Source organism: Paenibacillus luteus (genome assembly GCF_006542765.1).
GTDB lineage: Bacteria > Bacillota > Bacilli > Paenibacillales > Paenibacillaceae > Pristimantibacillus > Pristimantibacillus luteus.
Genome location: NZ_SKCD01000021.1, coordinates 96802 through 118088, shown reverse-complemented (window position 1 = coordinate 118088; position 21287 = coordinate 96802). Strand labels below are relative to the sequence as shown.

Genomic DNA, 21287 nt, shown 5'->3' with positions numbered 1-21287 from the left:
TGCTGCGTTTTGTACATTGGTACAATGCAGAGCATTGTCACAGTGGGCTTAATTTTCTGACGCCTAACCAAAGACACCAAGGACTAGCGAAACAGATATTTGAGAAACGACAACAGGTCTATGAAGCGGCAAAAGCCTTACATCCAACACGTTGGTCAGGAAGTACCCGCAACTGGAGGTTAGAAGAAGAAGTGTGGCTAAACCCCGAAAAAGTGAAACCTATTCAAGCTGGGCAAAATGCTATAAATTAATCGCTACTTTTTTCAAGAGATCACGACAACTACCTTGACAAACACCGTATGCTTGAGACAGATGAATAATTACTCTGAGAAATTAGCATTTTGCCATTGAGATTTGCAATAAAGCTTACAACATTAGCAGCAATGTAGATCCCCTCTAATGCCAAAAAGGAACTGTCGAGTTTATGTCGACGGTTCCTTTTTGGTTTTAATTAAACTTCATGTATTGACTGTATTTTATTGTAGATTTTGCAGATATTAAAACACGGGTCCTGCTATAGAAGGACGTGCTCTTTAGTTCTTTCAAGGAGTTTGTTAGTACGTGCTAGCGGGAAAGCGTCACGATATGTTTCAAAACCAGTATGGAGGAGTGAATCGAATTGACAAGTTCCATGAATGAAGGACTTGGTGTTGCAACATCGGGGGTTATTTGGGATGTTGGGGACTTCAAATTATTCCAGAGCTCGAGAGAAGATACCATTCTTTTTACGAAGAAGCAGCCATCCCTCTCGAAAGATTCAGACGGGAGATATCATTTCTCTTTGTTCATATACCGCGAACAGACAGGGGACACGTACAAAATTACGGGAGGTTCTGTGATATTCACGCTCACATCAGCCATTCAGTACAGCATAGAGGAGCTAAGTAAGGTGAAGGACAGCTGGCGTACTACCTTGCTTAATTCCGGGAATGCAAAATCTGACAACCCAAACTTTATACCGCTGCGTATGGAAGGCGCCACGTCCCAACTGGTGTATGACCAAAGAATAGGTACTCCTCACAGCGCCCATAACGATATCAAGGCAGGTATCCAAGGCGGAACCAATACCTTCCTTATTGATTTAACGGAGCTTGGGGCACAAGTATGTGAACAAGGCATAAAAGAGAAGGGCGGTTTACCTTTTGGCGTTCTATTCTCTTACGACTACTTAAGATGGCTACCGCGGGTTAGTGCAGAAGTTCATTTAGACGGCAAGAAAACGTTCGAACATTTCTCCACGGCGTTCAAGGCAACTTACGGTAACCGTTGGGTATCGGTTAAGACGGAAATCGAGACCGTTTGGGAAAATATGCAAAGGGATGGAGCAGTTAGTGTTCATTTCACAGGTACTGGCACTCCAGAAGTCGAGCAAATTAAATCGCAGTTGGTCACTACTTTTCTAGATCAAGCCTTGAAGTCATGGTTTGCTCTCCTATTCGAGCCTGTACCAGAAGTTGAACCTGCATCAACTTCAGGGGGAGGTTCCGGATTTTTAGCTCGAGGAAAATTTGCAATGAAGTGGGTTAAGAAGGAAGACGCAGTCGATCTTAACTTAACCATTGATTTTGACGGTTGGTCTTCCATTACGCAAGATACGGATGTTGGTGGAGCTGCTCTGTTTGCAGGCATCGACGAGAGCTATATCACTGATGTTCAAACTCAGATCTCTTATCCAGCCGCGATCGTAGTTGATCCGGATGAGATGTTGGAGAATGTTGGGGTTTCCTGGAGCGCCAGTGATGGTGAAAATCAATCCAGTACTCCACAATCACCTGTGTTTACTAGCGAAGGTGGCAATAAGACCTATACGGTTACAAGCCAGAAGCCGGATGAAGTGGTAATTCGGTATACTGCAGAAATCAATTATAAGCCTAACAATTGGCCTATTATCCAAACAAGCGGTGAAGAGAAAGGTCGAGACGGCAGGCAGCTCACCATAAAGACCTCAAGTTGGGTGGGGAGACTGAAGATCAATATGGAGATTCGAGATGGGAACCAAATTACCCCACATAGCCAGGTGTCTAAGGATGACTATCTGACGGTCAATATTGCATACTCAGGTCCCCACTTATCGACGGCAATTAAAGAATCCATGAGAGTCACACCAAATGAACCCTTAGAATTTGCTTATCCAATCGATATGCAGGGGCGTTCAAGTACGGCAACGATGAGCATCTTCGGCGTCATTGGGGGGAATCTGATCCAAACAAATGAACAACCGCTCGATTTATCGAAAGTCACGCTTTATCTCTTGGCGAATAAGGATGGCGTTGAAATTGTTGCTCGTTAAAAGGTTTCAATCGAACCTTAAACTTTGAATAAGGAGATAAGCGAAATGCCTAATGATTTTAGAGAATTTAGATCTGGAGACTTACGAGGATTAGAGGACAGGTTGATACATTCCGACAGGTTAATTCGTTCCGGCAGGATAGTTGGGGAGGACTTCCTTCATGATCGACTCCGAAATCGACGAGGGGGTGAGGATGTTCTCCCGCACTCGGACGATCCTTTACGAGAAGTTAGGCTTACTCCACATCCAGATGATCCACATCTGGATGAACCCATCGAGTTTATTAAACCATTCGAGATTAACGGCATTCGACTGAGGAGTGTTGGAATCAGAATCATCAATGCCACAATCGTAGTAGATCAACCCCTCCAAGTTGGAGACTATTATTTCTGGCCAACCAAAGACAATCATGTTATATTTGTTTGCCGGCGAATCCCACAGATACGTGATTTCCAACTGGTTCTTCATAAAGAGGTGGTCGGCAGCACCATCAAGATTACTGGCGGAAGCCTCTCTTATATCGCAGATATTAGTCTTTCTGAATCGGAAATGCGGGAACAAAAGTTCTCCTGGGGAAAGGAATTAGAGGAACTCGGGAAAATCGGTTCCAACTTCGAACCATTGGACATCGAAACAGAAGAACATGAACTAGAACTTCCGAAAGCCACTATTCACACTTCTAACTCATTGTGGAAATTCGTTCAAATCAGTCTCTCCGAGAGCGGCGCACTCATGTGGAAAGAATTGCTGGAGAACAAACAAGGAGAACAACTGCCTGGCGTTCATCAAGTTACGATCACATACAGCAATGGCTATACCGATTTTTGGGAGGAAGGTCGACTAAAACCCCGATTGCCTTCTTTCGACAAAGGCAACATATTTCACTTCAGTTTGCCTGCCAGTATCTATCTGGGTCAGTTTGGGCCAGAAGTCATCACCCTTACGGATCCGAAGATTGAGAATGAAACGCATGTGATCGTTTCCGGGGATCCTATCGTGGAGCATGTTATCGTTACGTTGATTGGCAGTAACGGCCTATCTATGAGCCAAACCTTCACCTCTGAAGGCGGTAAGCTCTCTCATAAGTGGACTACAGATGAGATGCAGACCTTGGAAGTCAATTGGGAGGCTGTGATCAAATATAGTCCCAAAGGGTGGCCCGAAGTGAAGGAGAGCGGGAAGTTGTCGGCTCATGAGAACAAGCTTATCACCATGATTAAACCAGAAGCATGGCTCAGGAAGCATGCCTTAACCTTTCTCCTTGTAGACAATCAAGGGAAACCTCTCCCGGACAGCTCCACCCAATCGTATCAGGTGTATGCCGAATTCATTTTCACGGCTCCATTCATTGAGGGTAACGGGGTCATGAGATCAACCTATCAGATGGAGTCTCAGAAAACCTTGGATCTCTCCTTTCCTAAACCTCCTGAAGAGGGGGCAGGAGTTCTGGAATTAAGGGTATCTGCATTCGTGAATAACAACAAGAATCTTAGAATATTAACATTAAAAGAAGACGAAATTATGGTGACCGCACAAATTTCCCCAGATGCCAACATTGTGGTGGAAACCAATAAAACTATAAGGCAATAGAGGAAAGGCTCCCTTAGTCATGAGTGATGACAGGGTGCAGCTTTTTTCTTACATATAAGCAGATTCAATCAATCAAGAGCAACTATAAGTTCTTTAATGAAAAATAAAATTCTTTGCGACAGCGAGCATTAGCAACACGAAAGTTGAAATAAGTTATCTAAATCAAAAATACCGAAGCAAGATGAAAGTAGGTCGGGTTAGCGTTCAAGAGCGGCAGCTGCATCAGTTGCCGTGGGGCCCCCTCGATCCCCCACGTCAGCAGACGCGGCTACCTATCCTTGAAGTGATCAACCGTACTACTTTTCCTCGTTTCACAATTGAAAAAGATTACCTAATTCGCAATTACGTGCGTAAAAGATCGGTTGAACAAGTGGGGTGTCCGCAAAGCCATACGTTATTTAACGCACAATTTTCCAACTAGGTTAAATACCTTAAATCCCTTGCTGTATAAGGGATCTAGTCTGAAACACCTAATTAAAACGGAATATGCCTCGTTTTCATCGCTTACATGACCATTTACTTCGAATTTCTCTCATTTTCTCCAAATATCAATTTTTAGGGGGACGGTGATATCGTAATGTTTACCAAGGGACCCCTAAACCGCCATTTTACGCGCTTCATCGGCGTTTTCAATATTAGCTGAAGGCTGTTCAGCATTAGAGAGCAGGGAAGACATTTCAGCAACACAATGTTCACAGACAAACATTTTAAAATGCTCCTGGAGTTGCAACTGGTACATGATCTTAACTTCATCTTCGTAACGATCGCAATGATCGCAGTTAATTTGGTTTTCTTTGTATTCCTCGTCCAGCAAATCTGCAGTAAGGTTAGCCACGTTAATTAGTTTCAAAAAAATTACCTCCTTTGGGATTTAGAATGCAGTTTTCGAAAATATTCGGAACGAGAGAGCACAGAGCCGGCTTTTATAATCTCGTCGATCACAACCCATTCAAACTCCGGAAGCGTGATGGAGACCTTAACCGACTTTGTTGGCTCTTTAGACTCGCCAGAAACGGTTGTAGTGCGCTTAGATGCTTTTTTGAGATCAGGGAAGCGCTCATAAGCTAATTCGACCTGATAATCGAACTCTGACTTCACATGATCGACGTGACGTCGGTACCCAGGCAGCAACATGTCATCGCGCTTCATGAGGTTCATTGACTTCATGCACAGATTAGTGAAATGCCCAGCGTGAATGTGTGCGCTTCGATTACGCAGCCGTTTGACAAACAATTTGGAAGCCGTGATAATGGCTTTGAGCTCCGAACGGAGCTGATCACGTTGCACGTTGAAAATGGAACCTCCTTAAGGCATGGAACAAGTGAGGGCAGTTGTTACAAAAAAGGCTCGGCTATGGAATGACCATAACCGAGCGCAAAACGCTTCTCGTATGTACATATGTACAAAATACGAGTTTTGTGCACATGTGTGTTGAATTTTTGTAACCTCATGGATTTATCTATCCATGTTATCAACAGCCATTCTCATTTCTTCATCTGCTATTTGTGTATATATCATCTTTGTTTACATCGATAAATATCCTAATTGAGTTTTCAATCTCGGTAAAATTTTTTTTGTCAAACGGTTGCGCAATCGAATTGTACATATCCATATATGACTCTATTGCTTCATCTGTAGTAGTAATATAGACCTACGTTTTGCATAGTCCTAATAATAATATACAAAGGGTCGTGCAGATCTCTGCACGACCCTTTGTAATTTTTATCAACATTTATTGACTTCCGTTGCTCCTCTGTGACTTAAGCTTTAGCAAAACCGTCACAGCCTCGGCTCTTGTTGCCCGATCTTGCGGCACGAATTGCCCAGCATCCTTACCTTGCATGATGCCCGCTTGCTGTACGGCAGCAACGCTGCTTTTTGCCCATAATGGAATGTCTGCATCATCTGAGAAATGAGTTACTGCATTCGCACCGAATGGCTTACCTAGAACGCCTGCGATCACTACGGCCATCTCTGCACGCGTAATCTCAGCGTTCGGACGGAAACTTCCATCGTCATAGCCATTCATCCAGCCTTCTCGCACTGCGAGCGAGATCGCGATCTGTGCCCAAGCCCCGATATCCGCGCCATCTGTGAAATTCAGCTTCGTGCCCTCCCCTTGCAGCTTCAGTGTATTCAACAGCATGACTGCAAATTCCGCACGCGTCACAGTACGATTAGGCTTGAACGTACCATCCGGATAGCCTGAAACGATGCCATTCTTCGCGGCTTGCTTAATCCTTTCCTCTCCCCAATGGCCAGCAATATCGCTAAAATTCGCTGCTACAACTACTGCTTGGCCCACAGCAAATACCGCATATTTTGTAAAATGGTTCACCCCTACGGTGATTTGATTCCCATTAATTGTACCGCCAGGAACCTCCACCCACACTTTGTGGACTTCATCATAATAAAAGACCGCTGCTGTTTGGCCACTTTGCAAACTAGCTTTGTCGAAAGTGAAGGTCATCGTAATCGGCTTACTGAAATTCTCCGTAAAGTTTTTCAAAATTTCGAAGATCGGGCTCGCTAGAACTTCTTTATCCGTGACTAGCTGTTTGGTATTTAATACTTTGTCTATCGTAATCTTGAGTTCTTTGGCTGAAGCACCCGCTGGGATTGAGATCATAACCTCTTTGTTCAAACTAACTTCGCCCATTTGACCTATCCCCAACGTCAAATTCCCATCTGTAGAAGTAACCGTCGTACGGATTGGCGGCGTTGTATTGCTGTCATCTGGGACAACGACTGGTATGCTGTCACCACGTGTCACGATCACGATATACGTCTTAATGCTCCCATCCTGAGCAGTAACAACAAGAGTGATTGGATTGGGACCTACACGCAAGTTAATCGCTCCGCTGGCTTGTCCACTTACTGTGGAAATACCGTTCACGGTCATCGTCGCTTTGCTGTCATACACACTTCCTGTTACCGTAAGACTCGATATGTCATTCCCCACATTGGACGTGTAGGATGTTGTACCAGAAGCAAAGATAGGACTAAGCACTCCGCTCGATAACAAAACAGCGCTCAAGTCAGCATTGCTGCTGATTACCGGAACAACCGGTGCTCGGTTCACGATCAATTGATACGTATTCGTCGCCAAACCATCTTCCGCTGTTACCTGAATGTTGATCAAATTAGCTCCCACATTTAAGCTAGGCACGGTATAGGCGTATACATTGCCCGTTACAGAAGTAGAATGGAAATTCACACCCGTAACCGTCAGTGTTTGGTTGGAATTCGTTTTGGTAACGGTCCAAAGATGACTTGTGACCGAACTCGCCACATCTACACGATAAACAAGTTCAGACGGATCAAACGTTAATGTGCCTTGATCAACAACCAGATCATACAGTAAGGCTTCGTTGCTGACCCTTCTGACTTGAATCATGTAGGTTTTCGTGGTCGTACCATCCTGAGCGGTCACGTCTACGATAATGGTTTTCGTACCTACAGCCAAAGGAATCTCTGCGCTCTGCTCTCCACGTGCAACTAAAGTTCCGTTTACTTTTACAATCGCCGTCCCATCTGCCGCCGTTGGCGCAACCGTTAGACTCGCGATGCTGTTCGGCACGCTCAGGGTATTGCTCGTTACTGCCGCGTCTAATATTTCGTTCCATGCTCCGCTGCTTACACGCAAGCTGCTCAATTCTGCGTTATTGCTTGCTGCTTCTGCAGCTACAAACAGAGTGAATACTTTAGTCTCGCTTGCTACGCCTTTGCTGATCGTCGCAGTTAATATTACCGTCGTATTGCCTACTGTATGTGAAGGACGCGTTACCATACCAGTGGTGTTAATTGCGGTATGGTTGGATGACCAAATAACTGTCGTTTCGTTTATTCCTGTTGCTGGCAAGCCTACAGCTTGCGTTACACTCTCTGCCCCATCGCTGCCGCCATACGTAATGGAGAGCGCCTGAATTGCAGCGGTTACTGCTTGTATATCCGTCTGCTCAACGATTACACGGGTTGGTAAACTTTCGTTCAGTCCTACATCCGTTGCCGTAATCGTAAGCTGTGTGCCTGCTACTTGAGCTGCAATCGGTACGGAGTAGCCTCCACCTACTGCTGCTAGGGCAGTTCCAAGTAAACTTCCCCCTGCTTTTACCATTACCGTAGAACCAGCCTCCGCTGAGCCTGTTACGAAAACATCGTAAATATTCACTGCGTTCACTAAAGGTGCTGTTGGTGCTGTTGCATCGGCTGTTACCGTTACAGTCGACGTTAAGCTGACATTGTTTGCTGCATGCTTGGCAAATATCGCAAGCGTCTTCCCTACGGTTTGAGCAGCAATTGGTATGGCGAACGTACCATCTGTCACAACAGCTGTTCCCAATGTGTGCGCATCCACACTTACCGTTACGATGGAGCCAGCTTCCGCTGTACCCGTAATGACAGTATCATTAGCAGCTACCACATTGACTACCAATGGCATGGTTAACGGGGATGATACCGATAGGTTGATAGGCTGGCCATTGCTATCCTTGAATGCCCCAGCAGCGATCTGTAAGGTGTTACCTGATCCAATCAATGCATCCTTAAAGTTGATTTCAAGTATACTCGCGACTGCTGTAGACGATTGGATCTCAACTGTATCCTCTGGGCCTAGTGCTGTGTAGGCTGCCTGGCCTGCTCTTTTAATCGTAATCTTACTCTTCAACGCATCTAAAGTGCCCGCCTGGATGGCATACATATGAAAGGTAACCGTCACTTTATCTGGGCGTTCGCTTATGATTGAATGCACTGAGCTATCCAGCTGGACTGCGCGGTAATAGCACTTTTTATAGGTATCTGGTGCAGGATCCATACCACCGAACGCATCCCTGTTACATCCAATACCATTTGTAACGACTTTAGATAAATAGCTATAATTAGCCGGCACTGCAGGTGCGCCTATTCCCCAGTATCTCACCTCTTTCGTCCCAGAAAAACTACAATTGCCATTGTCTGCAGCACAATCTGTCCAATCTAAAGTGCCATCTGGTGCAGTGGGCAACAACGTTAAAGAGGACGTAATGGTTATGTTAATTGTCAAGCCATTGCTATCCTCGAATGCCCCAGGAGCTATTTGTATCGTATTTCCCAAACCAACTAAATTGTCCTTGAAGTTGATCTCAAGCGAGCTCGAGTCAGCTGTCGAGGTTGGATTTGCAACCGTATCTTCTGCATCTAGCGCTGTGTAGGATGAAGAGCCTGCTTTTTTAACCTTAATTTTACTCTTCAAATCTGCTAAAGATCCAGCCTGAATCGCATACGTATTAAATGTAAAAGTAACTTTCGTATTGAGCCCGCTTACCACTGTCTTTACGTTATTATCAAGCTGTATATCACGGTAATAACACCTTTTCGTCGTGCCAAATGCAGGATCAACATTACCGAAAGCAGCCTTTGAGCAGACTGTAATATCGGTAGCAAATAGGGATCTAAAACCGTAATTAGCGGGTACGGCAGGCGTACCTATACCCCAATATCTCACTTCTTTCTTACCGGAAAAGCCACAAAATTTGTTTTCTTCCGCACAATACGTCCAACCCAAGTCGCCGTCTGGCGCTGCGGGTAACAACGTTAGAGGGGATGTCACCATTTGGTCAATGATCTTGCCATTGCTATCCATGAAGGTTCCCGAAGCGATCTGTATCGCATTGTCTGAACCCATTAACGGTTCCTTAAAATAAAATTCCAGCGTACTTAACATAGCCGTAGATGTTGGGTTTACAACTGTATCTTCTGCACCTAACGCTCTATAAGCGGTCTCTCCTGTTCGTTTTACTGTAATCTTACTCTTTAATTCCTCTAAAGTGCCAGACTGTATGGCATACGTATTAAATGTCATCTTCACTTTATTATTGGGCCCGCTAACCGCTGTCTTTACTGCACTATCCAACTGGACGTCACGGAAGTAACATTTTTTAGTCGTTCCAGGTGCAGGATCGGTACCGCCGAAAGCAGCCATGGAACACGTCGTATAACTCGTAACGATTTGAGAGTTAAAACCATAATTAGCTGGAACAGCAGGTGTACCTGTTCCCCAGTATCTCACTTCTTTCGTCCCCACAAAGCTGCAATTCCCGCCATCCGCAGCACAATTCGTCCAACCCGGGCTACCGTCCGGTCCAAGACCTAACAACGTTAAAGAAGATGTAATCGCTATGTCGATAGGCTGGCCATTAAGATCCTTGAATGCTCCAGGAATTATCCGGATAGCGTTGTCTGAACCAACTAGCGTGTCCTTTAAGGTGATTTCAAGCGTACTCAATGTAGGCGTAGATGTTCTAATGGCAACTACATCTTCTGGACTCAACGCTGTAAAGACAGCGTCACCTGTTTTTTTAACGGTAATATGATTCTTTAAATTTTCTAAAGTGCCAGCTTGTATGGCATACGTATTAAAGGTGAACGTCACTTTATTATTGTGCCCACCAACGACGGTTGACACGTTATAATCCAGCTGGACATCCCGGTAGTAACATGCTTTTACTGTTCCATAGGCAGGGTCGCTATTACCAAAGGCAGCCATTGTACACGCCGTACCTCCCGAAGTGACTTTGGACCGAAAACCATAATTAGGGGCTGGCGTGCCTATTCCCCAATATCTCACTTCTTTCAGCCCTGCAAAGCTGCAATTCTCGCCATCCACAGCACAATAGGACCAGCCAGAGCTGCCGTCTGGAATAACGCCTATTACGACAGAATTCACCGCTTTGTCGATGAGATCGCCAATACTATCTTTGAATGCGTTGGATGCTATCCGTATAGCGTTCTCCGAACCAACTAAAGGGTTCTTCATATTAATTTCGAATGTGCTTAAAGTAGCCGTAGAAGTTACATTTGCTAGCGTATCTTCGGTATCTAGCGCTGTATAGGCAGAATCACCCGTTTTTTTAATCGTTATCTTACTTTTCAAATCTTCTAAGGTACCAGCTTGAATGGCATAGGTATTGAATGCGACCTTCACTTTCGTATTACTTCCGCTGACGGCCGTCGTCACGTTATTATCCAACTGTACGTCACGGTAGTAACACCTTTTGGAGGAATCAGATGCCGGATCACGATTACCGAAGGAGGCTAGGGTACATGCCGTATCATTAATGCTTACGATTGATTGAAACTTATCAGGTTGGTCGGTTGCCCAGAAGCGTACTTCTTTCCTTCCTGTAAAGCTGCAATCCCCATTCTCTACGGCACAAAACGTCCAACCTTGGCTGCCGTCTGGTGCATCGTCTATGGCAAGAGGTTCCTTGAGTGCAGTTGACACCAATAGATCTATTAACTCACCATTGGTGTCCTTGAATGCCTCAGAAGCGATTTGAATAGCGTTTCCCGACCCAACTAGCGGATTCTTAAAGTTAATTTCGAGAGTACTTGAAGTAGTCGTAGAGGTTAGATTGGCAACTGTATCCTCGCTACTTAGCGCTGTATAGGCAGAATCACCCGTTCGCTTAACCATAATCTTACGCTTCAAGTCTTCGATCGTGCCTGCCTGTACGGCGTACATATTAAATGTGAATGTCACCTTGTTATTTAGTCCGCTGACGACTGTTTTCATTTCACTATCCAGTTGGACATCACGGAAGTAACATCTTTTCGGAGAACCTGGTGCAGGATCATAATTGCCAATAAAGTAGGTTTGACATCTCGGACTATCCGTAACATCTCTAAATATATGAGTGACAAAGCCAAAATTAGGACCTATCCCCCACAACCTCACTTCTTTTGTCCCTCGAAAAGAACAATTCCCGCCTTCATCGCCACAATCTGTCCAACCCGGGCTACCATCTGGTCCAGTTGGCAATGACGTTATTGAAACAGTTACCGGCAAATTAATCGGTTGGCCATTGTTATCCTTGAAAGCCCCAGGTGCTATTTGTATGGAGTTCCCCGGACCGACTAACGTATCCTTGAATTTGATGACAAACGTACTCGATGCAGCCGTAGAGGTTGGATTCGCAACCGTATCTTCAGCACCAAGAGCCGTGTAAGCAGCCTCACCTGTTTTTCTGACCGTAATCTTACTCTTTAAATCATCCAGCGTGTCCGTTTGTTTGGCATAGGTATGAAAGGTCAACGTCGCTTTATTATTGGGACCGCTCATTGTCGTCGTCACGGCACTATCCAGTTGTACGTCACGGTAGAAACACCGTTTAACCGTCCCAAAAGCAGGATCCGTGCCACCGAATTCAGAAACGGAACAATACGTACTGTACGTACTGATTTTAGATACATAATCATAATCAGCGGGTATAGCCGGAGCGCCAGTTCCCCATAATCGAACTTCCTTCGTCCCATCGAAGTTACAAAATCCGGAAATTGCAGAACAATTCGTCCAGCCAAGGCTGCCGTCTGGCGCTTCGCCTACTACGGAAGATGTCACCGATATTTCTATCGTGTCGCCGATGCTATTCTTGAATGCCCCAGGAGCTATCTGTATCGTGTTCTCCGAACCAACTAATGCGTCTTTAAAGTAGATTTCAAGCGTACTCGACGTCGATGTAGATGTTGGGTTCGCAACGGTATCTTGGGTGCCTAAAGCTGAATAGGCTGTTTCACCTGTTTTTTTAATTGTAATCCTACTCTTCAAGTCATCTAACGTGCCAGCCTGTATGGCATAAATATGGAATGTAAAGGTCACTTTCTTATCGTTTTCACTAGCCATGGACGTCACTTTGCTATCAAGCTGGACATCACGGTAGTAACACTTTTTAATAGTTCCAGGAGTAGGATCAATATAGCCAAAAGCAGCGGATGTGCATAGCGCCCCGCCCGTCAACAATTGAGAAGTAAAGCCATAATTAACGGGTATGGCAGGCGTGCCGATTCCCCAGAAGCGTACTTCTTTGGTCCCTGAAAATGTACACGCCGCACCTTCTGCAGCACATTCCGTCCAACCTTCGGTACCGTCTGGTCCGCTGGCTAGCACGGGCAACGTGAATAAAGACGAAAATGGCATCGATGAAACGATCATCAATCCCAATAATAAACGAACCGTAAATCTCTTCAATATCATCCTCTTGCTCATATCCACCTTCACTCCTCTTATCTCTGTACATCCCTTGTCGCAAACTAATTTAAGTCTACTACAGCTCAATAAAAGAATAATGAAAGATTCGGTCATAAACAGACAAAAACCGCGTAGCAGAAGGCTTCGCGGTTTTTGTCTGTTTTATTGGTAATACCGAGTTCTTGACTTATCATGCAGATAAGTTGGCTTTGTTGTTCAAAAATCGAGGTGCTATGCTGCTTCTGATGTTCAATTTTTTTGGTCTTGCCGGTATCGGGTTGGTTATCCCAGTAACCCCTAAATACATAACAATGCTTGATATTAACGGTAGCACCGCTGGCTTGCTTACCGCATCCTTCGCATTTACACCGCTGGTTTTCTCACCGCTGGCGGGACGGTTATCCGATTCCTTCGGACGTAAGCGCATCATTGCGACTAGTGGGTTGTGTTTCTAAGGTACTTATTTTGTTCATGATACTCCCTACCGTTCCATCTGAATATGCGGTATTTGTATCGTACATTGATCTCGATGGCTTTGAATTGCGTATTCAATAATACGGATCGTATGTAATGCTTGCTCCGCTGATACAGGTACTCGCATGTCTGATTGAATGGCTTTGGCCATACTCTCATAAAACACTTCATAACTGCCCGGCATAGTCTTGATCAACGCTTCCATTGACAGCCCGCCTACAACGCTGCTTAACTTTCCGTAATACTCTGGACGATCTTCCCCCCATCCAGAATCGCCGGGGTGCATTCCTGTTTTAAGTTGATCTTCTTGAGGGTCTAATCCATATTTGATAAAGCTTCCTTTATCTCCATGCAACGCAAACCGAGGACCTCCCATTTTCACAAGTGATCCGGAGTGCAAAATAACCCTTAGATGCGAATAACCGAGAATAAGGTGAAAATAATCATCCGTCTGGCTTCCGGCTCTCTCTGATCGAATATCAGCCCAAATCGTTTGAGGCATGCCAAATAGATGTAACGCCTGATCAATCAAATGTGATCCAAGGTCATAAAGAATTCCTGAACCCGGTTGGTTCTCTTCGCGCCAACGGTTTCCTACTTCTGGTCTAAATCGGTCATAGTGCGCTTCGTAGGTCGATAATTCACCTAGCATATCCGTTGCCAGTAAGGCTTTTATCGTTAAAAAGTCATTATCCCATCTGCGATTTTGATAAACCGCCAATTGAACGTTATGTTCTTTTGCCAGAGAAATCAGTTCCTGTGCTTCGCTAGAGTCCACTGTGAACGGTTTTTCAACCACAACGTTCTTTCCAGCTAATATTGCTTTTTTGGCAAAAGAATAGTGCATGGTATTTGGCGTGCAAATGACAACTAAATTGATTTCACTCTGCAGCAATAGGGACTCGATATCAGCAAATACTTCAACGTTAGGGTAGTCCTTATGTACCTTTTCGGCATTTGAAGAAACAACTGCCTGTAAGCTCATCCCCTCTGTGCTTCGAATGATGGGGCCATGAAATACGGAAGCGGATAAGCCGTAACCAACTAAACCAACATTAATTTTCATCATTGTTATCTCCCTCTTGTACGATTAAGATTTTAATTCGATGTCTATCAAGAATCTCTTTCACAGCTGCGGGCGGCTCACTATCTGTAATAAGAATGTTGATGTTCTCTAGACCACAGACATGATGAAGAAATGATTTTTCGAATTTGATACGTTCTGCAAGAACGTACACCCTGTCTGCCCTCGAAATCATTTCACGCTTCACATAAGCCTCCTCCAGCTGAGGGCAGGATAACCCATCAGGTGTAATGGCGCATGCTCCCAGAAATAAGGTCTGCACTCGAAAATCCCGAATCATTCCTATCGTTTGAGGGCCGGTCAGATTTCTGTTCCATGCGTTATATTCACCACCCAAAAGATGAACTTTACCAGTTTCTTTTTTACCTAGAAACGCGGCCGCATCGATCGAGTTAGTAACGGCAGTAATATCTTTCGCGGAGAGCGCTTCTATTGCAGCTTGAACAGTCGTTGACGCATCCAAAAATAAAGTCTCTCCGTCTTGAACCAAACCAGCTGCTAACTTGCCAATGAGTTTCTTCGTTGCTTGATTCTCTAAACGTTCATGATAAGGAACTGTAGAATTTCCAGACGAAGGAAGAATTGCCCCTCCATGTGTGCGGAGGATTAACCGCGCTTCTTCCAATTTGACTAAATCTCGCCTAGCACTATCCCGGGAGATACGATATTTTTCACAGATTTGTTCAATCCGAATTTTCCCATTTTCTTTTATGTGCTCAAGAATCCCCTTGAGTCGTTCTTCCTGCGTCATTTCCCCACCTCTTAATGATATAACTTATAGTTACTTAATCTTTTATAAGTATATTGCTTATATTTTAAGTTGTAAATCTATTTTTTCGTGGCTATAAGCTTATTACTAAAACAAAAGAGTAGTTGCCATTGTCAACTACTCCTTTATTTAGATGGAATTTTGAAAGTGATTAGTTTTGCGATCAACGAGTAATATATCTATGTCTCTTTTTTATCTTCCGGTTTTTCATCATTATCCATTAATCCCTTTGCTCCTCGTTTGAATTCCGATAATGTCGTCCCTATCGCTCTTCCTAATTGAGGTAACTTTGACGGTCCAAATAGCAGCAAACCCAAAATGACAAGCAAGACAATCCCTGCAACACCTATATTCATCGGCATCTATGCCCCTCCCCATATCCCGTTCTAAAAGTTAACCAACAAGGCTGTTCCATACATTACTAGAACTCCGAGCACTAAACCTGAGAAATTGGGCCAAGATACCGAAGGTGTTCCTTCAGTTTTAGCATCTCTTACAACCATTTTGGAAATGACATAAATAACTTGTATAATCGCACCAGCACCAATGCCAAAGAACAATGCCGCCAACGTCTGATTAAATACAAATCCCCCAATCCATGTGCCAATAATGGCTGGTCCTCCTCCCAAAACGGCTAAGGCGAGAAAGGTTTTTATTGTCGGCTTGGCTTTTAGAAGAGGAGCGGCGATACCGATTCCTTCTGTAATATTATGCAAAGTAAAACCAACAATGAGGAACGTGCCAAGTGCTGCTTCACCCGCAGCAAAAGCCGCGCCAATCGCTAGACCTTCCCCAAGGTTATGCAAGCCAATTCCTCCTGCTATTTTGAACGATACTCTCTTGCCATTATCATTACCTTTCTCTGCTCTCTTGGAACTCGATTGATCAATCGCAAGCAGAAATAAAAAACTTAGCAAAGCTCCAAACCATACAAGGCCCGTACCTTGGAAGACACCAGGCGCTGCCGCACCAAGTTCTAACCCTTCTTGAATGGTATCAACGACAAGGAAAAAAAGCAGCCCCACAGTAAAGGCCATAACCGCTTGTATCCCTCTTGATGAAAAACGACGCATGAATGGATACCATAATAATCCAAGTCCAACGGGAATCACACCGACATAAAACCCGATAAGTGAGTACTGCAAGAATCTGTTTGCATCAGCAGCTGGTGTTTTCATGGCAGCAACTACATCGCCAATAAAAATTAATCCGTTAGAGGTGATCAACTTAATTTCATGCGGATCTCCCTCTACCCACGGATAGGGGATGAAAACAGTAGAACTGCCCAAGCGCTCAATGGTAGCACTGGGAACATAAGAAGCATTCCAAAAAGCCCCATCCACGACAACTTGCGCAACTGTCACTTCCTTCGGTCCTGAATTAAGTATACGAACCTCGAATCCATCATCGGTTAAAATAATTCTTTCTATGTTTAGTACTTCTATTGGTGCCGCTTGTTCTTCTTTGACTCCCGTTCCCCAAGTTGAAATGACAGCAATCATGCCTGCTAGCAGCAATAATGGCATAAGGCCTAACAGCCAAAGCAGCTGATTATTTTTCTTTTTATGCGCAGTCTCCACGACATCTCCTCCTCTGGTTATCCCACTTCAAAAAAGCCCATCCAGCCTAATTCTGTAAACTCACTTTGATGAGCATGGAACATATATTTTCCCGGAGCAGGAAATGTTACTTCAATAATGCCTCTTTCCCCTTGGCACTGCATGATTGTATCGGTATAGTACGGTCTTGCTTCTGGATCAGCACCCGTCGCATAATAATGAAAGAAATTTGCATGTAAATGAAATGAATTAATAGGGTCAAATTCCGTTAAGTTGCTTAAGTAGATACGAACCAGTTCTCCTGTTTTCACTTTAATGGGCCTGGATTGGTAAGCAAAGGCATAGCCATTAACTGTGTACACCTCGTTCTCTCCATCTAGATCCAAATCAAAACCATTCATGACCATACTCAGCTCTTTAGCAGGTTTCCTTGGCTTTTTAGGATCAATTATAAAGTGACCGTACAGCCCCTTATGAATATGTCTAGCGAGCGGTGGGACATGGCAGTGAAAGGGATGAAGCCCCGCCGGCTTCGCTTCAAATTCATATACAACTTCTCCTCCCGTTGGAACAGGTTCGAGACCGTCCATATTCGTTGGATGAATGCCATGAAAATGAATGGAATGGGGATGCGCAGATCCATTTCCAAACTTAATCCGAACAATATCCCCTTCCGTACAACGGAGTGTTGGCCCAGGAACGGTACCGTTAAATGTCCAGCCTGGAAACTTAATCCCTTTTGCAATTTCCAACTCCGCATCCCAAGCTTGAATATCATATTCTCTTATTGTTTTTCCTTCCGCGGATACGGATACAACTCCATAATCGAAAGCGGTCAACGCCTTAACCGCTGCTTCCAACCCAGGTGTTGAATCCGTTCCCGGATCGTAACCATGTGACATCCCCTGTTTCATTTGATCCTTAAGCGTATGGTGCATTTCGTCCTTTCCCATAGCATGAGCAGATTTCCCAAATAAAGCACTTGTATTGAACAAACTGCTTCCCAGAATCCCCGCTATGCCAGCTGCGCCTACTTTAAGAATGCTCCTCCTTGAAAAAGATCGATTGGGATCAAATGCCATTCCTTCCCCACCTCCATGTTAATATAAGGGAATTATTTTGCCTAAATGCAAAATAATTAATAAAAAAAATATTTTTAATTAAGGACAAAAAAGTTTCCCTAAGTAAACTTTTTTAGTTGATTAAAATATATGATATCGTAGACTCTTTGTAAAGTATTATTTCTAAAAGTCTGTCCTACTGTCTCCGTTTTCTTTGATGTGACTGTTATACAAAAAAAATCGAACGAAACACATTTTCAACTGTGTCTCGTTCGACTTGTCCATTATTCTACTTGTCTACTTCAACTTCATTCATAAAGCTTCTAAAATTCTCAGCGATTTCTTTGGATTTAGTATGGTGCAAATAATGCTCGCCTTCAAAATTCATCACTTTACCATGTACAGAATCTTTAATCTGGTCATCATGCTTTTGTTCCCATCCTTCAACATCCGTGTTATTCGCTTCTAAAAAGAAGATAAGCGGAAGATTTTTAGGGAACGTTGTATTTTCAACGGCTTTAAAATTATATTCAAAATGTTCTCCTTCACTTAAAATGTTGGGATTAAACGAATTTTTAAGTGAAATCATTCTGATTTGCTCTCTAGTTTCCTCATCCACTTGTGGTGTAATCAGTTGATCTGGGCTGAGTTTCATAATCAATCGGTAGAAACCTGAATTGTTAAGTGCTTTATACATTTCTGACGGAAATGGATCCGAATTGTCTTGCGAAGGAACACTGGTATCAATTCCGACAAATGCGCTGACTTCGTTCTCATATTTGTTCACATAATCCAATCCATAAATGCCGGCAATGGAGTGGCCCATCAGAATATATTGGTCAATCTTTAAAGCTTGTAAGCATTCATGAATCTCATTGACAATATTTTCAATAGTTCGTTCCTTTTCGGACACATCACTCAAACCGTAACCAAAAGGCTCAATGACGACTACTTTGTAATAGGGAGTTAGCTCGTCCACTAACGGTTTAAAATCAAGCGCCGGTGACGCTGTGCCAAACCCTGGAATCATGACGACCGTTTCCTCGCCAGTACCTTGAATGGTAACATTCATATTTTTTCCGTCTACAGGCACAAGCTGTCCATAGGATTCAATTTTTCCTTTTTCTATTTTATTACAAATCTTGTTAACCGCAAAAACAATGACCAGAAAAAGAATAAATGCTAGCAATATTGCTCCTATGACTTTCAAAAGAACTTTCAACGTTTTTCTCATGTGTCTGTCCATCCCCTTATGTTTTGTCTCCTTCATTCTAACAAGCCAACCTTAGATCCTGTGTAACAAGGGTTTACCTAAGTCTTAATTCCATTCCTCATCTATGTCAAATAATTAAGCTCCCGTTAAGGTAATTTTTCAAAAAAAATCCCAGAGGCATCGTCTCCTGGGACTTTCAAATGGCTCATTATAAAAATACCCGTTTGTGAATTAAGAAATTCATTTAAATTTCGATTCTAGATAAGAAATAAGCTTTCCGGTGAAAAGACCAATTAAGAAAGTAACCATCACTACAACGATAATTACAAAACGATCTTTAGGTTGGATACCCAGCTCAACAAACAGTGGAGCAAGCAAGAATAAACTAACGTAAACTACAATTACGAATATAAAAGAAGGACTTCCAAGTATCAAACGGGTCCTCAGTGGCTTCTTTTCGGAATTTTTGGAGTTCATTTTTACCTCCTCTTAAATAGAAATATTCTCTCTGCATGTACCAAGGTAGATGGGAACAGGTATGAAATACAGTGTTCTCTGGAGCGTTAGCATAATAACGAGGCTTTCAAAGTTAAGGCAGCAATGGGGATAATGCAATATCCATTTTATCAGCAATAAGAGTATAAAATGCCGGAAACCGCGGATCCGTAGAGCTTGGTATTTCCTCAAATGTCCGTATAACTAACCCTGCTGTCCCAATTGCAGCGGCAGTCTGAATAGCGTACAACCGATTTTCTTCAGAAATGTCTACTACGGTAACATCAGCACCGAGCAATGCTAGTGAAATTGCCTTTCGGCCATGCGAGCCAAGGAGGTTAATCACTCTTTTGCCTGTGGGATTACCAATATACTTTAACCAATATCGAAGATGATGCTTGTGTTTCAGCTTCAGCTCACTCGCAAGTTCGTCAGGTGTTCCATACGTTTGAACCCAAGCCTGATACGCTTTCGTTTCCCACGCAACCTTGTTCGCATTTGCCAGTTCTTCTTGCATGCACATTCCTCTCAGATTCATGATTCGACTGTAGATGGTATATATTAACACTTATAATTCAATTGTCAACTTTTACTAAAAAAGGAATTTGCATTTACAGCAAATTCCTTTTTATTGTGGTATGAGGTCAGCGATTCTAAATATTTTCCCATGATTGTTTGAAAAACAATTCGTAAACCTTTACCCCCACGATTTTCACGATCATGTACACTGGGATAATGATAATGATCCCAATGATGCCGAAGATATCGCCCCCTACTAATACAAGCAGAATCGTAGTAAGCGGATGAATATTAAGCTGTTTTCCAAAAACGTAAGGAGCAATCACATTATCTTGAATTTGCTGCGCCAATAAAATAATAATGATCGACCATATCGCTACAGAAGGCGATTCGATGAAACCGATAATAACAATGGGAACAGCGGATAAGATCGCTCCAAAAAAGGGAATAAAGTTCATAATGACTGCAACTACGGTTAACAGCAGCGCATAAGGCAGTCCAATGATCAGAAAACCGATGTACATGAGAACACCAAGCGCAAGATTAACGAGTACTCGCCCGAGAATAAAGCCGCTTAATACTTTATCAACCTCACCCGTAATCTCTTCCCCTTCAGCACGGAATCGTTTTGGAAGCGCCCGAACCAACACTTTCCCAAAATTTCCGCCTTCTTTTAACATATAGAATAAGATGATTGGAAATACAAACAAGGTGATCGCCATATTTGAAATAAACGAGAACAGTCCTTTGATGTACTCCGTAAGAAATACAAAACCGTGGTTTAAGAAATCAGTGATCTGCGTAACGATAGAAAAATCAGCAGGGATATAGGCAGAAAGAAATTCATTTTTCTCTAACTCCTGCAATTGAAAACTTAGTTCCGAAAGGATGCTTGGTCCATTCTTCAACAAATTATTAATTTGCTCACGCAAAGATGGCCATACACCGGTTAGAAAGACGACTCCGATCAATGCGATGACGAGATAGATCACTAAAATAGCCACCGTACGGTTCGTCTTCTTACGCACCATCCAATCCACGATCGGACGAAGCATATAATAAGCAAAGAACGACAAAATTAGCGGAATCATTACAATATTGACTAGTGAAAGAATGGGTTTGAATATAAAATCAACGAGCGAGGCCAAATAAACGCTTGCTAATACGAGCATAATGGCCAAACACCATCGAATAAAACGATTTAATGAAAGCATAACTTCTCTCCTTGA

At 43.4% G+C, this 21287-nt stretch carries 13 protein-coding genes and 2 pseudogenes; 4 read left to right on the top strand and 11 right to left on the bottom strand.

Features of this window, described 5'->3' with window-relative positions; translation table 11 throughout:
- From E0496_RS36195 to E0496_RS16770, 3 genes and pseudogenes are all read left to right on the top strand, one after another.
- Positions 1-251: pseudogene (locus E0496_RS36195) on the top strand (hypothetical protein); the annotation flags it as partial.
- Between the two features lie 368 nt (positions 252-619).
- Positions 620-2290 (top strand): hypothetical protein, encoded by a 1671-nt coding sequence (locus E0496_RS16775; RefSeq protein WP_141502923.1) that lies wholly within the window; start codon positions 620-622, stop codon positions 2288-2290.
- Positions 2291-2335: 45 nt separating this feature from the next.
- Positions 2336-3880: a hypothetical protein gene (locus E0496_RS16770; RefSeq protein WP_141502922.1), complete on the top strand. Its 1545-nt coding sequence runs from the start codon at positions 2336-2338 to the stop codon at positions 3878-3880.
- Positions 3881-4475: 595 nt separating this feature from the next.
- On the opposite strand, the gene E0496_RS16765 is transcribed toward E0496_RS16770, so the two are convergent.
- The 3 genes from E0496_RS16765 to E0496_RS16755 all read right to left on the bottom strand — a co-directional run bounded on the left by E0496_RS16765 (position 4476) and on the right by E0496_RS16755 (position 12902).
- Positions 4476-4730 carry a hypothetical protein gene (locus E0496_RS16765; protein WP_141502921.1) on the bottom strand — a complete coding sequence of 85 codons (255 nt, stop codon included), beginning with the start codon at positions 4728-4730 and terminating at the stop codon, positions 4476-4478.
- 5 nt (positions 4731-4735) lie between these two features.
- Complete coding sequence (locus E0496_RS16760) at positions 4736-5167, bottom strand: hypothetical protein (RefSeq protein ID WP_141502920.1); 432 nt, start codon at positions 5165-5167, stop codon at positions 4736-4738.
- Positions 5168-5612: 445 nt separating this feature from the next.
- A complete protein-coding gene (locus E0496_RS16755) occupies positions 5613-12902 on the bottom strand; it encodes an S-layer homology domain-containing protein (protein ID WP_161601451.1) in 7290 nt (2429 codons plus the stop codon).
- A gap of 185 nt (positions 12903-13087) precedes the next feature.
- Between E0496_RS16755 and E0496_RS16750 the strand changes: the two are divergent.
- Positions 13088-13336, top strand: a pseudogene (locus tag E0496_RS16750) (MFS transporter); the annotation flags it as partial.
- 29 nt (positions 13337-13365) lie between these two features.
- Here E0496_RS16750 and E0496_RS16745 read toward each other — a convergent pair.
- The 8 genes from E0496_RS16745 to E0496_RS16710 form a co-directional block, all read right to left on the bottom strand.
- Positions 13366-14424, bottom strand: coding sequence for an oxidoreductase (locus tag E0496_RS16745; RefSeq protein ID WP_141502936.1), 1059 nt, complete (start codon positions 14422-14424; stop codon positions 13366-13368).
- A complete protein-coding gene (locus E0496_RS16740; RefSeq protein ID WP_141502918.1) occupies positions 14414-15193 on the bottom strand; it encodes a DeoR/GlpR family DNA-binding transcription regulator in 780 nt (259 codons plus the stop codon). Before E0496_RS16740 ends, E0496_RS16745 begins: the two co-directional genes overlap by 11 nt.
- Before the next feature lie 197 nt (positions 15194-15390).
- Positions 15391-15573 (bottom strand): twin-arginine translocase TatA/TatE family subunit, encoded by a 183-nt coding sequence (locus tag E0496_RS16735; RefSeq protein ID WP_141502917.1) that lies wholly within the window; start codon positions 15571-15573, stop codon positions 15391-15393.
- Between the two features lie 24 nt (positions 15574-15597).
- Entirely contained in the window at positions 15598-16791 is a 1194-nt protein-coding gene (locus E0496_RS16730) for a ZIP family metal transporter (protein WP_141502916.1), read from the bottom strand.
- Between the two features lie 17 nt (positions 16792-16808).
- Positions 16809-17852 (bottom strand): multicopper oxidase domain-containing protein, encoded by a 1044-nt coding sequence (locus E0496_RS16725; protein WP_141502915.1) that lies wholly within the window; start codon positions 17850-17852, stop codon positions 16809-16811.
- A gap of 268 nt (positions 17853-18120) precedes the next feature.
- Entirely contained in the window at positions 18121-19065 is a 945-nt protein-coding gene (locus tag E0496_RS16720) for an alpha/beta fold hydrolase (RefSeq protein ID WP_141502914.1), read from the bottom strand.
- A 568-nt stretch (positions 19066-19633) separates the two neighbouring features.
- On the bottom strand, positions 19634-20056 hold the full coding sequence (locus E0496_RS16715) for a class I SAM-dependent methyltransferase (RefSeq protein ID WP_141502913.1): 423 nt from the start codon (positions 20054-20056) through the stop codon (positions 19634-19636).
- A 136-nt stretch (positions 20057-20192) separates the two neighbouring features.
- The gene (locus E0496_RS16710) at positions 20193-21272 is read right to left on the bottom strand and encodes an AI-2E family transporter (protein WP_141502912.1); all 1080 of its coding nucleotides are present in this window, start codon (positions 21270-21272) and stop codon (positions 20193-20195) included.
- Positions 21273-21287 lie beyond the last annotated feature (15 nt).